Genomic DNA, 13,151 nt, shown 5'->3' with positions numbered 1-13,151 from the left:
CTAACCTCAATTATTGTATGCAGCAACTCAATGATTTTCTGGCCCTGATCGATAGCTACATCGGAAGTGCAGCATGGTTTCCTTACGCTTTGCTCGGTACGGGACTATTCTTCACCATTTATCTGAAGTTTCCACAGATCAGATACTTTGGGTTTGCCATCAAAGTGGTCAAAGGGAAGTTTGACAAAGCGGATGACGAAGGAGATACCTCTCACTTTCAGGCTTTGGCTACCGCCCTGTCAGGAACAGTCGGAACCGGAAACATCGCCGGTGTAGCACTGGCAGTACACATCGGAGGCCCGGCAGCTTTGTTTTGGATGCTGATGACGGCTGCAGTCGGTATGTGTACCAAGTTTGTGGAGGTAACGCTTTCGCATAAGTACCGTGAAAAAGCGGAAGATGGTACCATGGCTGGTGGTCCGATGTACTACATGAAGAACAAGTTGAACATGGGCTGGTTGGCAGCAATTTTTGCGGTTGCTACCGTATTGTCATCTTTTGGGACGGGTAGCTTGCCTCAGATCAATAGTATTTCTAATTCACTCTTTGCGACCTTCGGGATCGATAAAGTAGCAACTGGTGTGGTGCTGGCGATCTTGCTCGGATTTGTCATCATTGGTGGTATCAAACGTATTGCAGCAGTGACCGAGAAATTAGTGCCCTCTATGGCCATCATCTACTTCATAGGAGCCTTCGCGGTGATCTTTGCTAACCTGGGTAATATTGGATCATCATTTGTATCCATTTTCGCTGACTTATTCACCGGTTCTGCAGCTTCTGGCGGATTCCTGGGAGCATCCATTGCTTTTGCCTTTAACAAAGGAGTAGGTCGAGGCTTGTTTTCCAATGAAGCGGGTCAGGGTAGTGCGCCAATCGCCCACGCATCTGCAAAAGGACATGAGCCCGTGTCAGAAGGTTTGGTTGCCATTTTGGAGCCATTCATAGACACCATCGTGATCTGTACCGTTACCGGACTGGTACTCTTATCGTCTGGGGTATGGAACGAAAAACATCAAAACGAATTCCAGTTGTCAGATTTGGCCATTGTCGAAGGTACCTACACTGATGCGACTGAAGATGGAAGAGCACTGCTATATGGCCACATCAGTGGAGAAGCACCGCTTCCTTTATTCAATGGAGAAGCACGTGTTAGCAATGGATCTTTGCCCGGCAATGTGTCGGTGATCCATGCGAGATCTCTGGCCGAAAAAGTATTGGTGTTCGACACTGAAACAGGGAATCTGTATTCAGGAGCCTTGTCCATTGTTGATGGTAAGCCCAGTTCTTCGGATGTGGTACTTCGAGGAAAATCGCTGGTTCATAGTGCGCCACTGACCGCTATTGCCTTCCAGAAAGGGCTCTTTGGCGAATGGGGGCAATACATCGTTTCGATTGGACTGCTGCTGTTTGCGTTTAGTACGGCTATTTCCTGGTCTTACTATGGTGACCGGGCCATGACTTTCTTGTTTGGAAGTAAGTCAGTAGTTTACTACCGTATCGTGTACGTAATTGCTTTCTGTCTGGCAGCATTTACGGACACAACCATCATCTGGACCCTTTCAGGAATCACCATTGCTGTGATGACCCTACCTAACTTAGTGGGTATCTTCCTACTCCGCAAAGACATGAAAAGTACAGTGGACGAATTCTGGGGCAACTTCAAGAAAGAGTGGCCTGAAGAGAAGACTCCTGAGTAATCTTCTGATTACTTAAGTTGATATACGAAGGCCTTTTAGTTAGCTATTTTCAAAGTAAGAAAAACCTGAAAGTACTAGCTGAAAAGGTCTTCTCTTTTTAACGTCACGTCATTGCCAGAAAGCGAGGTAAAAGCCCTGTTATATCGTACTCCCAGGTCTGCAAAGAAGGATATGGAGTAACTCGCGCTTATGATACCTGAAATTTCCAGTCGATTATCATAAACATCGTGTATTTTGACCTTGGTTGAATCATTCACGATATTTTTCGCATTAAGGAGATAGCCTATTTCAGGCCCTGCACTGATCATTAGTTTCTTGATTGGGTAGAAATTCAACAAGATTGGAACACTCAGGAAGTTGAACTTGTAATCCGTGGTATCATTCCCAACTCTTGAGCCTTTGATCATGTAACCGGGCTCTATGGAGTATCCAATCAGGTTATTCTCTGAAATATAAGTGTAAACCAGTGACGCGTGCCACGTATTTCTGGGACTTATTGAGATATCTGAATTAGAAGATGAGTTTAAACTTGTGCTATTATAGCCTGTTCAAATTGCCAGATAATCTTCCTGAGCAGTCAATACAGTGGCAAATAATAGACATAGCAAACAAAGGGCTTGGCGGATGCTCTTCATTAGTTTGTGGTTAGGTTCTGCAATGCTAAATGAAATTTAGAAAGGCGAGAGCCACTTTTTCGATAGACCTTTCAAATAGGTAAGATGAATGTCAGATTAAAAACTTTAGTAAAGACAATTTATTCTTCTGCCAATCCAAGTTTTTTCAAGCGGGAATAGATTGCTCCTTTGTTTCGGCCCATTTCCTGGCTGATACGCTTTATGGGTTGTTGTTCCGCATAGCGATCCTGCAACTCCTGATCTTCTGCAGCGGTCCATTTCTTATAGGCATTCGGATTGGTTTGCCTGCTTTGTTTTATCGATTTACTGGATTTTTCTTGCTGCGAGAACCTCCAGTCGGGTAGGTCGAAAAAACCAGTTCCTTTTTTCTCGTCTTCCGGTTCCTGCATTTCCACCGGAAGCAAGTCGTTAGGCATGTTGAGCTGTTGTTTGGTTCGGGTGACCCCAACATATAGTAGATTAATTTCTTCACCCAGCCGTCCTTTATCAAGAGAGGCCTTGTCAGCGGATCCGATGGTTTCCAGTAGTCTGTCTTCTGTGAGGAAATCAGCAGTTAAAGTCACCTGATCATACTCCATCCCTTTGGCTTTGTGTATCGTCGAAAAGATCATGTCTGCCTTGTCTTTCTCATCGACCTCTACCTGTGCATTCTTGATTTTTTTGATCAGATATGGCAATTCACTCTGATACTTTACCACAATTTCGATCAGGCCTTTTAACGAGGAGTCATTGGTTTCTTCAGCATATTCCTTGAGTTGGGTCATGCCCTTCATGCCTCGGATCAGGTTATTTCTGATCTGGTGCTTTTTGCCCTGGTGCAAATTGAGAATGTCCCAGATGGATCCATTTTCATCCGCGTAGGTGTAGGTCTCAAAATTTCCTTCGAAATACAGTGACTTGATCTCTTTTTCCTCAATCAGCTGATCGATGGCACTCACTAAGATGCCAGAGTTGGTCCGCCCAAGGGTGGCTCTGGCTGGACTGGTCATCAATCTGGTTTCAGCCAATCCTTTGATTGTTGGACTTTTTGGATAATCCAGGTGTTCTTTTCTGGCCAATACATCGTTGGCGATATCAGCAATGTCCTGCGGAAAGCGAAAACTATTTGTCAGGACCTTCTCTTCAAAATCAACTTCAGTGAGTGCATTGATCGCATATCGCCAGCTATAGATCTGCTGATTTTGGTCTCCGACAATCACTTTTCGCGCAGCTTGCTTTAGAAAGATATCCAACATTACACCTGAGGCATCCTGGCCTTCATCGAACAGAATGATGTCATAATTCAGGCGAGGTTGAGAGAGCTGGTATTGTTTTAGGTAAAACTCATGTGTCAGGGGTTGCTTTCGTCGGTGCATCAGACCTAGAAAGTCTCTGGTCGACTGATGGATCAGGTCAAAGTATTCTTCTGCAAACTGGCGCTCCTGCCCTGGAGGCAAAAAGGATAGATAGGGACAGTCTTTCAGCTTCAATTCCTGGCTATTACAAAAACAAGAAGCCATCTTGACCACATGACTGGCAATTTTCATTTCAGTGATCAGATCACCCATGGAAAACTGAAGCAGCTCTCTGACGTCAAAAGCCGTGTATCCCTGGTGTCGTAACTCAATATGACCCTTGCTTCTCATTGCGCCGTAAGCCAGCGAGTGAGCAGTTTCTACCGTGGTGTTGCGCAAGCCCTGTTCCTGAAATTTTAATTTGGCTTCTTCTTTGACTGATTTATTGAAAACGAGATAAAGGATGCGTTTATCAGCGTGTTGTTTTGCATAGGCCAATAGGGTAGAGGTCTTGCCAGACCCTGCGACCGCATTGACTTTCAAGTCTGTATCCGATTGAATGATAGCTAGCTGTTCTTCGGTGAATTTCATAATGCAAGCTCAAAATAAACTGATTCTTCTTACCTAAGGATTCATTGTCTTGAATTTTACTGATCCTCGGGTACTGTAAATAATAGAGAGAGGGAAAGATCTCTTAAAAATTCAGGGTGATCCCATTGGTGATCGAGTACACGATGTTGTTGATGTCGATGATCGGTTTGTCTTCGTATTGTAAGCTGAAGTTGCTCGTAAACCCGAGGACTTCTGTGATTTCAAATTCCAAAGCCAGGTCGCCACTGACCCTGTTTCTATGAACAGCATCATCTGCATCGTACCCGGTCTGAAAATAGAGGGTTGTTGTTACTTTCCCTACTTGTCCCAGGTCCATTTCAGAACCAAAATAAGTCGACATTTTGAGGAGGTTCTTTTCAATCACATTGCTCTCAAAGTCTGTCCATCGTTCTTGTTCAAACATGGCCCCCAGTCCGTAATGGACATAAGAATTTTTCTTTCGAAATAGTCTGATCTTGATGCCACCGCCAGTCAGGCCCCGCCATTTTAAGTTTCTTCCCTGGTCGTATTGTACCTGAGCGAAATTTTCATAGGAGAAGTTCTTTTTCCTGAGCCATTGTATCCTGAAGTGGCCGTATCCGGTACTGACGAATGGTCCCACCCCGGTTGAAAAGTATTGCAGCTGATTGATCAGTTTGTAAAGGTGATTGTCACCAATGAAGCTCACATCAACATCGAGTGTGGTGCCAACAAAGGTGGCGTTCTCCTCTTCTTCTGCACTTTGATTGTTGACATCAAGTTGGAAATCAACGCTCCCTGACCAATAACTGGAGTCTGCAGTGACGTCTATCCGATCCACTTTCATGATTTGTGCTTCTAATTGGCTGGTCCATAGAAAAATAGCTACAATAAGGGAGGTTCGTTTTATACTCATTTTCAATATCTCAATCGCTACGGAATTTGATTAAGCATACGTTGTTGAATTTCATGAAATAATCGCAATTGGCCAAGTTTCTTAGTCACATAGGGCTTCCCAAAAAAGCGCGTACTCACTCTCAAATGTATTGAATCTTGCAACTCAACTTACCAGGAAAATTGAAATTCAATTAAATGAAGCCGGGTTGTTGTATCAGTTTTGACATGTTGATCAAAACTTCAAATCATTCATGAAACTGCAACTATTTCTATTGTTGGTGCTACTTTGTCCATTGTGCCAGGATGCTATTTCGCAAGAAACGACTTCTCTCTACCCGGCGCAGGAAGAGTGGCTGGAAGAAAATCACTTTCCAGTTCACATATACGAGTGGAATAATCCCACAATCAATAAAAACTTATCAGAGGCACTGAAAACAAAGTCTTTGGCGAAACTGAAAAAGACCACAATCAATTGGTTGGATTTGACCTTAGGAGATAAGTATGAAGGTACGGACTTGTTTAGGTCTGACGAAAATGCCCGTTGGTTGAAGGATAGAAATATTCATATCGAATATTATGACGGTTCTATGACAAAGTTTAATGATATGCTGAATAAGATCTTGAGAAATCGACGAAAGCACAGGGCATCTGAAAGTTTGGGAATAGCCTTATCCTCAATTGGAGGAGGTCTGCTACTTGCTAGTCAAGTTCAAGGTATCCTCGGAAGTGTTAAGTGTGGAACGGCTGGTTGCGCTTCGGATTTTCAGAAGGGAGTAAATCAAAGATCAGCTATCGGTGGAGTCTTTTTACTTTCCGGGTTCACGGTTATACTTGCTGGAGGCAGGAAGTCAGGTGGCAACATAAAAAGTAACTTGCGTAACTTCAGTAAACAATGGTATCAGCAGTACGATGGATACTATTGAAGTACTGAGTTATTCTCAAATCTCCTTAAAAACAAACAGCCTCAAAAGAGGCTGTTTAAAGTATTCAAAAAGTATCTTTTATATGTTAAAAGAACTTGGAGATGTCGTTAAAAATGACAAAAACCATCAGTCCCAGAATTAGAACCATACCTACTTTTTGGGCATTCTCCAGGAACTTGTCCGAAGGCTTTCTGCCGGTGACCATTTCCCAGGTAAGGAACATGACGTGACCGCCATCCAAAGCAGGGATCGGGAGCAAGTTCATGAAAGCAAGAACCATAGAGAGTAGTCCTGTGATGTTCCAGAAGTTCACCCAGTCCCAATCGCCACCAAACAGGCCAGCGATACCAATAGGACCGGATAATGATTTTCTAGGCGAGATATCTCCTGAGAAGATTTTACCAAATGCTTTAATGTTCACCCATACGACGCTGAATGCGCGGTTGGTCCCTCTGGATACGGATTCTCCGAAAGTGAATTCATTGGTGGAATAATCAATGTCATATTGAATGCCAATTTTCAATTTTCCATTTTCATTCACGATTAAGTTAAGCTCATGTTGTTGACCATCCCGGTCTACCACGGCATTGACAGAACCGTTTTTGTTTTGATCAAGCACTGTTGCCAGATCATCATAAAAACGAATGGGTTGACCTTGTACCGTAATGAATTTATCACCTTCCTGAAGCCCGCCTTGAATTGCGTCGCTGCCTGCTGGAATGGTGCCTACTTTGAACGGCGCAAGCGGAATGATGAATGGCGTAGCTTCGCGTCCTTCGGAAAAATCATCCAGGAAATTGTTAGGAATATCGATTCGGACCTCCTGGCCATCTCGCAGTACGGTGTAGTAACCATCCGTACCTAACAACACATCGGGGCTGATCAAATCACGGAATTTCTGAAAATCCTGGCCATTGATGTTGATGACCTTATCACCCGTCTTGAATCCGATCTTTTCACCCAGTTCATAAGCTACGATTCCATGCTTATTGAGCTCTTCTTTGGATAGATATCTTTCGCCCTGGGAGTAAGTAAGAGCGATGAATATGATGATACCTGTGATGACATTCACGATGATACCACCCAACATGACAATCAGACGCTGCCAGGCTGGCTTAGCACGAAATTCCCATGGTTCGGGTTCTTCGCTAAGGCTTTCTGTGTCCAGTGATTCATCGATCATGCCGGAGATTTTCACAAAACCACCCAAAGGAATCGCTCCAATGGAGTATTCTGTTTCACCGAATTTTTTACCCCAGATCTTCGGTGGAAATCCGATAGAGTACTTTTCGACACGCATGCCGAAGGCTTTGGCGGCAGCCAGATGGCCCCACTCATGTACGCCTACAAGTATGGATAAACCCAGCAAAAGCTGGACCGTCATAATAATCGTTTCCATTACGCTACTAATTCTCTCGCTTTAATTCTTGTTTCTTTATCTGTATTTACAAAGTCTTCCAATATGGGTTGCCTTACGAAATCAACTTTTTCGAGACATTGCTCGATGATATCGGAGATTTCCAGGAATCCTATTTTATCCTTCAAAAATCCGTCTACGGCTATTTCATTGGCCGCGTTCAGGATGCATGGTTTATTCCCTCCTGATTTTATGGCTTCGTACGCCAAAGCCAGATTCCTAAAAGTGGACGTGTCCGGCTTCTCAAACGTCAGCGATGGATAGTCCACGAAATCAAATCGTGGGAAATTAGATTTCAGTCGCTCTGGATAGCTCAGGGCGAACTGAATAGGAATACGCATATCTGGTAGTCCAAGTTGTGCTTTAATCGATGCATCTTCAAATTGAACCATCGAGTGGATGATGGACTGTGGATGTACCACCACCTCAATCTTGTCCAGGCCAATGCCAAACAACCATTTTGCTTCGATCACTTCCAGCCCTTTATTCATAAGGCTGGCGGAATCGATGGTGATTTTGGCACCCATGTCCCAGTTGGGGTGCTTCAAGGCCTGGGCCTTGGTTACGGTCAGCAATTCCTCTCTGGATTTTCCTCGGAAAGGGCCGCCTGAAGCCGTAAGGATCAATTTTTCGATCGGATTGTGGAATTCTCCGACCAGGCACTGGAAAATAGCAGAGTGTTCCGAATCTACAGGAAGGATATTGACACCTTTTTCCTGTGCCAGTTTGGTGATCAGTTCACCGGCAACCACTAATGTTTCTTTGTTCGCCAGTGCAATCGGTTTTCCGGCTTCTATTGCTGCGATGGTAGGTTTCAGCCCTGAATAGCCAACCAATGCCGTAAGCACAATATCCACTGAGTCCATCTGCACGACACTCGCCAGCGCATTGTCGCCGGCATATACTTTGATATCCAATGGATCCAGTGCTGAGAATACCTGATCGTACAGGGATTCATTGCCGATGACCACTACATTGGGTTTGAATTGACCGGCTTGACGGATCAGTAGGTCTGCATTGTTGTTGGCCGTCAATACTTCCACCGCAAACCGATCCGCATGTTGCGCGACCACTTCGAGGGTTTGTGTTCCAATGGAACCAGTGGAACCTAAGATTGCAATTCGTTTCTGGGGCTTTTCCAAGATCTTATTTGAGGGAATGTTGGATCAACTGATCGGCAATTTTTCGGTCGTTTGACAGTCGGGGAACTTTGTTTTGCCCGCCCAGTTTTCCAATGGATTTCATGTAGTCGATAAAAGCATTTTTTTGCAACCTAATGATCTTAAGCTCTTCCAGAATGGCCCCGCTGATCAGATCATCATAATAGGAGTTAAGCTTACGAAGGTGCAAATCTAAGCTTTTTGCGAAAGAGGACAGGTCTTTTGGTTCATTAGCGAATGCAATGTACCATTCGTGTCGTGGTAGACCCTCTTCTGGGGTCACGTTGGGAGCTACAGTAAACTCCACCAATTCTGTTCCTGGCTGTTCTTCGCAAGCAAGCTTCATTGCCTTTTCAACTTCTTCGCCGATCACATGTTCACCAAAAGCAGAAATAAAATGCTTGATCCGGCCAGTAACCAACAATCGATGAGGAGATTTACTCACAAATTTCACTGTATCGCCGATGGAATACCCCCATAAGCCGGCGTTACTATTGATGATGACTGCATAGTTTATTCCGATCTCTACTTCATCAATGGTGTAACGAGGAGGATTTTCTTCGAAATATTTATCTGCAGGAACAAATTCAAAAAATATCCCACTATTGGCTAAGAGCAATAATCCTTCTTCGTGCTGTGTGTCCTGATAAGCGATGAATCCTTCCGAGGCGGGATAAGTCTCTATGGAATCAATGCTTTTGCCAATCGTTTCAAAAAGTTTTTTTCGATATGGTTCGAAATTGACCCCTCCATAAACGAATAGCGAAAAATTGGGGAAAATGTCCTTGACTGGAACGCCTTTCTTTTCTACCAGTCGGTCAAAATACATCTGTACCCAGGGCGGAATGCCAGAAATCAGTGACATGTCCTGATCGATGGTCTCTTCTACGATTTTGTCCACTTTCGATTCCCAATCCTCGATGCAATTCGTTTCGTAAGAGGGTAGCTGGTTGGTTCGCAGGTAAGAAGGTACATGATGGTTAACAATGCCAGAAAGTCGTCCGGTATGAATGCCAGCCCTTTTATCCATCGTAGGGCTACCGGAAAGGAAGATCAGCTTGCGATCCAGAAAATCCGAGTTCTCTGATTCGTGAACGTAGGACAAGAGCGCATTCCGGGCACTGTTGATGTGGTTAGGGATAGAATCTTTAGTGATCGGGATGTATTTGGTGCCGCTGGTGGTTCCGGACGTTTTGGCAAAATAAGTAGGCTTACCTTTCCAAAGTACATCCGATTTTCCATCCAGTATTTGCTGAACATACGGTGACAAAGCTTCATAATCCCGAATCGGAACTTGTTTTTTGAAGTCTTCGTGGTTTTTGATGTCACCAAAGCCATGGTCTTTCCCGAAAGTCGTTGTTGCACCAACTTTGATCAGGTGGTTGAAAATGGCTTGTTGATACTCACCAGGATGCTGAGACCATTTTTTTTGGTCTTTCACAATCAGTGAGGCAAAAGGTTTGCTTAAAATGGCTCGGATTCCCATATTTAGGTGAGACGTTGCACAAATTTAGTCGTGTCGAACAAACAATAATGAAACAATTTTTTCACTTTGCAGTAAATAACTTTCGAAATAAAAGAGTGAACGGATGAGAAGAGTTTTGCTTACGGCGATTATCGGGTTTTCAACAGGGTTTTTAGGATTGATCGTAGGAGCCGAATGGTACAAATCTGAGATCATTTCTGAGATCGAACAAGATACATCAGCGCAGTTTTCGAATTTTCGATCAACCGAAGATGAACCCATCATCTCCAGGGCAGATATACCCGTAGACACCAGCTTGTTTCGGGAGGATTTTGTGCAAGCTTCTTTTTCCAGTACCAACAGTGTAGTATTCATTCAAACTTCGACCGAATACGAATACATGGGAAGGAGTGTATTCGATTGGTTCTTTGAGCCCAGAAGCCAGCAAAAGGTGGGGTCAGGTTCTGGTGTGATCTTTTCAAAAGATGGCTATATCGTTACTAACAATCATGTGATTGAAGATGCGGATATCATCCGAGTCACAGTAGGTAAGAAAATTTATGATGCGGAATTAATTGGAACCGATCCTTCAACAGACCTGGCTGTGATCAAAGTAGATGATGCCAGTTTGCCGGCCATTGCCTTAGGGAAGTCTAGTAACGTAAATGTAGGTGAGTGGGTGCTGGCCGTAGGAAACCCCTTTAACCTTACTTCAACGGTTACCGCAGGTATTGTCAGTGCCAAGGGTAGAAATATCAATATTTTAAGAGACCGCTTCCCAATCGAATCTTTCATTCAAACAGATGCGGCCATTAACCCAGGGAACAGTGGTGGTGCTTTGGTCAACAAAAAGGGAGAATTGATCGGAATCAATACCGCCATATTATCCAGAACAGGGTCTTATGCTGGTTATGGATTTGCAGTCCCTGTAGACATTGTGAAAAAAGTATACACGGACCTGGTAAAATATGGTCAGGTACAGAAAGCCTTAACAGGTGCAGAATTCCTGGACATAGACAGTGAGATTGCCGATAAATTAGAGCTACAAAGCTTGCAAGGAGTCCTGATCGCGGCAGTCGCTCGAAATAGTGCTTCAGAAAAGGCCGGATTAGAAAAAGGAGACGTCATCCTAAGAGCCAATGGTAAGCAAGTAGATTCCAAAGCCAATCTGGAGGAATACCTGGCTGGATTATACCCCGGTGATGAGATTGATCTGGTGGTTCGTCGCGACGATCGCACGCTCAATAAGAACATGACATTGACCAATCGGGAAGGAACCACCGGTATTCTAAGGAAGGTAACTTACTATTCAGAAGACCTGCAAGCGACGTTTGAAGCACTGCCGAAAGCTGATAGAGAGGCGTATGGCGTTTCCGGAGGGATAAAAGTTATTGAATTTGATCGAAGAGGTTTCTTTGCCCGACTAGACATCCCGGAAGGGTTCATCATTACCTCCATCAATGGTCGTCCGATGGATACTCCGGAAGAACTTTCTGAGTTGTTGTCCCGTATCCGGGGCAGGGTCACCATTGTCGGTATCGACCGAAATGGACGACAGGTTTATTTTCCGTATAGGTTCTGATACTTGTCTTGAATTAATCGTTGCGATTTGAGGTAGTCAACTTAAGCCGAAAAAAAATATTCGTCATTCCCGGCGTGTCTGGGAATCTCAAAATCATATCGCACATCTAATATTGAGATTCCTGCCTGCGCAGGAATGACGCTTAAGTTGACGTTTATACTTATTTATCCCTACAACCTCGTATTCAAAATATTATTGAAGATGGAACCAAAAGTGTAGTTAATGCCAGTACCAATGAACAGGTCGTAACTTTTAGCAATTGCCCTTTGCTGAAGAATGACATCTTCCAGAGAGGCTTCGCCCTTCGGTAAATTGATCTGATCACGGATGATATTGAATTCCGCATTGAGCTGTACAGTGAGCCCTTTCCAGACCCGGACAGAGGCGGAATTGTCGATGGAAAGCCGGTTTCTCTTAAAATTATTCAGGAAATGAGAACCCCGGATCGTCGAGAAAAAATTACCCCAGTTCTTTCTAAATCGTATTTCTACGGCAAGCGACTGGCTCCCAAACCGATCGTCAAGGCGATCAAATATGGTCGGATCCTGATACGCTTGCCAGTTCATGCCAAGTCGGTAGGCGATGGTCATCTCTCTTGTCAGTACTTCCTGGTAATCGAAAAAATTGTATTCCAGAGCAAAGGAGGTGTTGACCCGACTGTTCAAATTGTCCGCCGTATTGGCAAAATAGCTGCTGAATACACCAGTAGACCAATGGTTGGAAAGACTTTTGACCACACTACCACCAATGAATTCATTTTCTACTCGACTAGAGAATGGCTCCTGGCCTTCTTCTGAGATTTTCAAGATGTTCCGGCGAAACCGGCCATCCAGCCGTACCCGCCAGTTTTCAGTTACTTTATCGCCATCAAAGCGCAGGGTGAGAGAAGATTGTTTTCGAGTATCCTGTTCGTTCAGGTTGAGTCTTGCGGCTACGCTAAAGATCCAGTTGCGCCACTTGTCTTCCTCTTCTTCCGGGCCGATCAAATTAGCCGAATCTGCGGATATTTCCAAGGTCATGGCATCAGATATGCGATGCAACAGATAAGGCGCCAGGGCGATAGTAAGTACTTTGACTAGTTCCTCATTTTGCTCCTGAGAGGTCTGCGTACGGGAGATCGGGTGTTCAAACTGATTATTGATCCCTTCAAATTCATTCAACCCTTCCAGGGAGATATTGAATAATCGGGTAGCAGGAGTAAAGGTTTGATTGACCAACACATAAACATCCGCCAACGCCTGGTCACGGACATGAGAGACACTTCGGATGTTTTGGCGAATGAAGTTGTTGTTGCAACCACGGCAATCAACTTGCACTTTGATGAGTTCCTGGAATTCAGATTCAGTTTGACCGAAAACCAAATTGAAACCCAGAAATAGTAGGAAAAAAGTAGTAAAACGAAAACTCATGATTCGAAATTAGAATCAACTATCCGAGCTGTCAGCGTCGGGCATTACGAGAGGTCGTATTTCTATGGGATGGGTAATATTGGTAGAAATTTGTAAGTGTGTAGGTACACAAGCTAAAATGA

The 13,151-nt window shown here is 44.1% G+C and carries 9 protein-coding genes and 1 pseudogene; 3 read left to right on the top strand and 7 right to left on the bottom strand.

Annotation, left to right across the window (positions count from 1 at the left end):
- The first annotated feature begins 17 nt into the window (after positions 1–17).
- Positions 18–1,697, top strand: coding sequence for an amino acid carrier protein (locus R8G66_25290; protein ID MDW3195714.1), 1,680 nt, complete (start codon positions 18–20; stop codon positions 1,695–1,697).
- Between the two features lie 74 nt (positions 1,698–1,771).
- On the opposite strand, the pseudogene R8G66_25285 reads toward R8G66_25290, so the two are convergent.
- The 3 genes and pseudogenes from R8G66_25285 to R8G66_25275 all read right to left on the bottom strand — a co-directional run bounded on the left by R8G66_25285 (position 1,772) and on the right by R8G66_25275 (position 5,092).
- Positions 1,772–2,230 (bottom strand): annotated as a pseudogene (locus tag R8G66_25285) (outer membrane beta-barrel protein).
- Between the two features lie 221 nt (positions 2,231–2,451).
- A complete protein-coding gene (locus R8G66_25280; GenBank protein MDW3195713.1) occupies positions 2,452–4,197 on the bottom strand; it encodes a 3'-5' exonuclease in 1,746 nt (581 codons plus the stop codon).
- 103 nt (positions 4,198–4,300) lie between these two features.
- A complete protein-coding gene (locus tag R8G66_25275) occupies positions 4,301–5,092 on the bottom strand; it encodes a DUF481 domain-containing protein (protein MDW3195712.1) in 792 nt (263 codons plus the stop codon).
- A gap of 232 nt (positions 5,093–5,324) precedes the next feature.
- Here R8G66_25275 and R8G66_25270 point away from each other — a divergent pair, with 232 nt between their 5' ends.
- On the top strand, positions 5,325–5,996 hold the full coding sequence (locus R8G66_25270; protein MDW3195711.1) for a hypothetical protein: 672 nt from the start codon (positions 5,325–5,327) through the stop codon (positions 5,994–5,996).
- An 85-nt stretch (positions 5,997–6,081) separates the two neighbouring features.
- Here R8G66_25270 and rseP read toward each other — a convergent pair whose 3' ends face one another.
- Genes rseP through R8G66_25255 form a run of 3 tightly spaced genes read right to left on the bottom strand, consistent with a single transcriptional unit; the run spans position 6,082 to position 10,059 of the window.
- Entirely contained in the window at positions 6,082–7,395 is a 1,314-nt protein-coding gene (rseP, locus tag R8G66_25265; protein MDW3195710.1) for an RIP metalloprotease RseP, read from the bottom strand.
- Positions 7,395–8,558, bottom strand: a complete 1,164-nt coding sequence (locus R8G66_25260; GenBank protein ID MDW3195709.1) for a 1-deoxy-D-xylulose-5-phosphate reductoisomerase — start codon at positions 8,556–8,558, stop codon at positions 7,395–7,397. Before R8G66_25260 ends, rseP begins: the two co-directional genes overlap by 1 nt.
- Position 8,559: 1 nt before the next feature.
- The gene (locus R8G66_25255) at positions 8,560–10,059 is read right to left on the bottom strand and encodes a GH3 auxin-responsive promoter family protein (protein MDW3195708.1); all 1,500 of its coding nucleotides are present in this window, start codon (positions 10,057–10,059) and stop codon (positions 8,560–8,562) included.
- A 103-nt stretch (positions 10,060–10,162) separates the two neighbouring features.
- Between R8G66_25255 and R8G66_25250 the strand changes: the two genes are divergently transcribed.
- On the top strand, positions 10,163–11,620 hold the full coding sequence (locus R8G66_25250; protein MDW3195707.1) for a trypsin-like peptidase domain-containing protein: 1,458 nt from the start codon (positions 10,163–10,165) through the stop codon (positions 11,618–11,620).
- Between the two features lie 170 nt (positions 11,621–11,790).
- Here R8G66_25250 and R8G66_25245 read toward each other — a convergent pair whose 3' ends face one another.
- Positions 11,791–13,029 carry a hypothetical protein gene (locus tag R8G66_25245; protein ID MDW3195706.1) on the bottom strand — a complete coding sequence of 413 codons (1,239 nt, stop codon included), beginning with the start codon at positions 13,027–13,029 and terminating at the stop codon, positions 11,791–11,793.
- Positions 13,030–13,151: the final 122 nt, after the last annotated feature.

The organism is Cytophagales bacterium, from assembly GCA_033344775.1.
In the GTDB taxonomy this organism is placed as follows: domain Bacteria; phylum Bacteroidota; class Bacteroidia; order Cytophagales; family Cyclobacteriaceae; genus JAWPMT01.
This window is presented reverse-complemented; position numbering and strand designations above follow the sequence as displayed.

What these genes read in the sequence shown, in the direction of transcription:
- R8G66_25290 (MDW3195714.1), top strand. Translation starts at nt 18, where the DNA reads ATGCAGCAACTCAATGATTTTCTGGCCCTGATCGATAGCTACATCGGA.
- R8G66_25280 (MDW3195713.1), bottom strand. Translation starts at nt 4,197, where the DNA reads ATGAAATTCACCGAAGAACAGCTAGCTATCATTCAATCGGATACAGAC.
- R8G66_25275 (MDW3195712.1), bottom strand. Translation starts at nt 5,092, where the DNA reads ATGAGTATAAAACGAACCTCCCTTATTGTAGCTATTTTTCTATGGACC.
- R8G66_25270 (MDW3195711.1), top strand. Translation starts at nt 5,325, where the DNA reads ATGAAACTGCAACTATTTCTATTGTTGGTGCTACTTTGTCCATTGTGC.
- rseP (MDW3195710.1), bottom strand. Translation starts at nt 7,395, where the DNA reads ATGGAAACGATTATTATGACGGTCCAGCTTTTGCTGGGTTTATCCATA.
- R8G66_25255 (MDW3195708.1), bottom strand. Translation starts at nt 10,059, where the DNA reads ATGGGAATCCGAGCCATTTTAAGCAAACCTTTTGCCTCACTGATTGTG.
- R8G66_25250 (MDW3195707.1), top strand. Translation starts at nt 10,163, where the DNA reads ATGAGAAGAGTTTTGCTTACGGCGATTATCGGGTTTTCAACAGGGTTT.
- R8G66_25245 (MDW3195706.1), bottom strand. Translation starts at nt 13,029, where the DNA reads ATGAGTTTTCGTTTTACTACTTTTTTCCTACTATTTCTGGGTTTCAAT.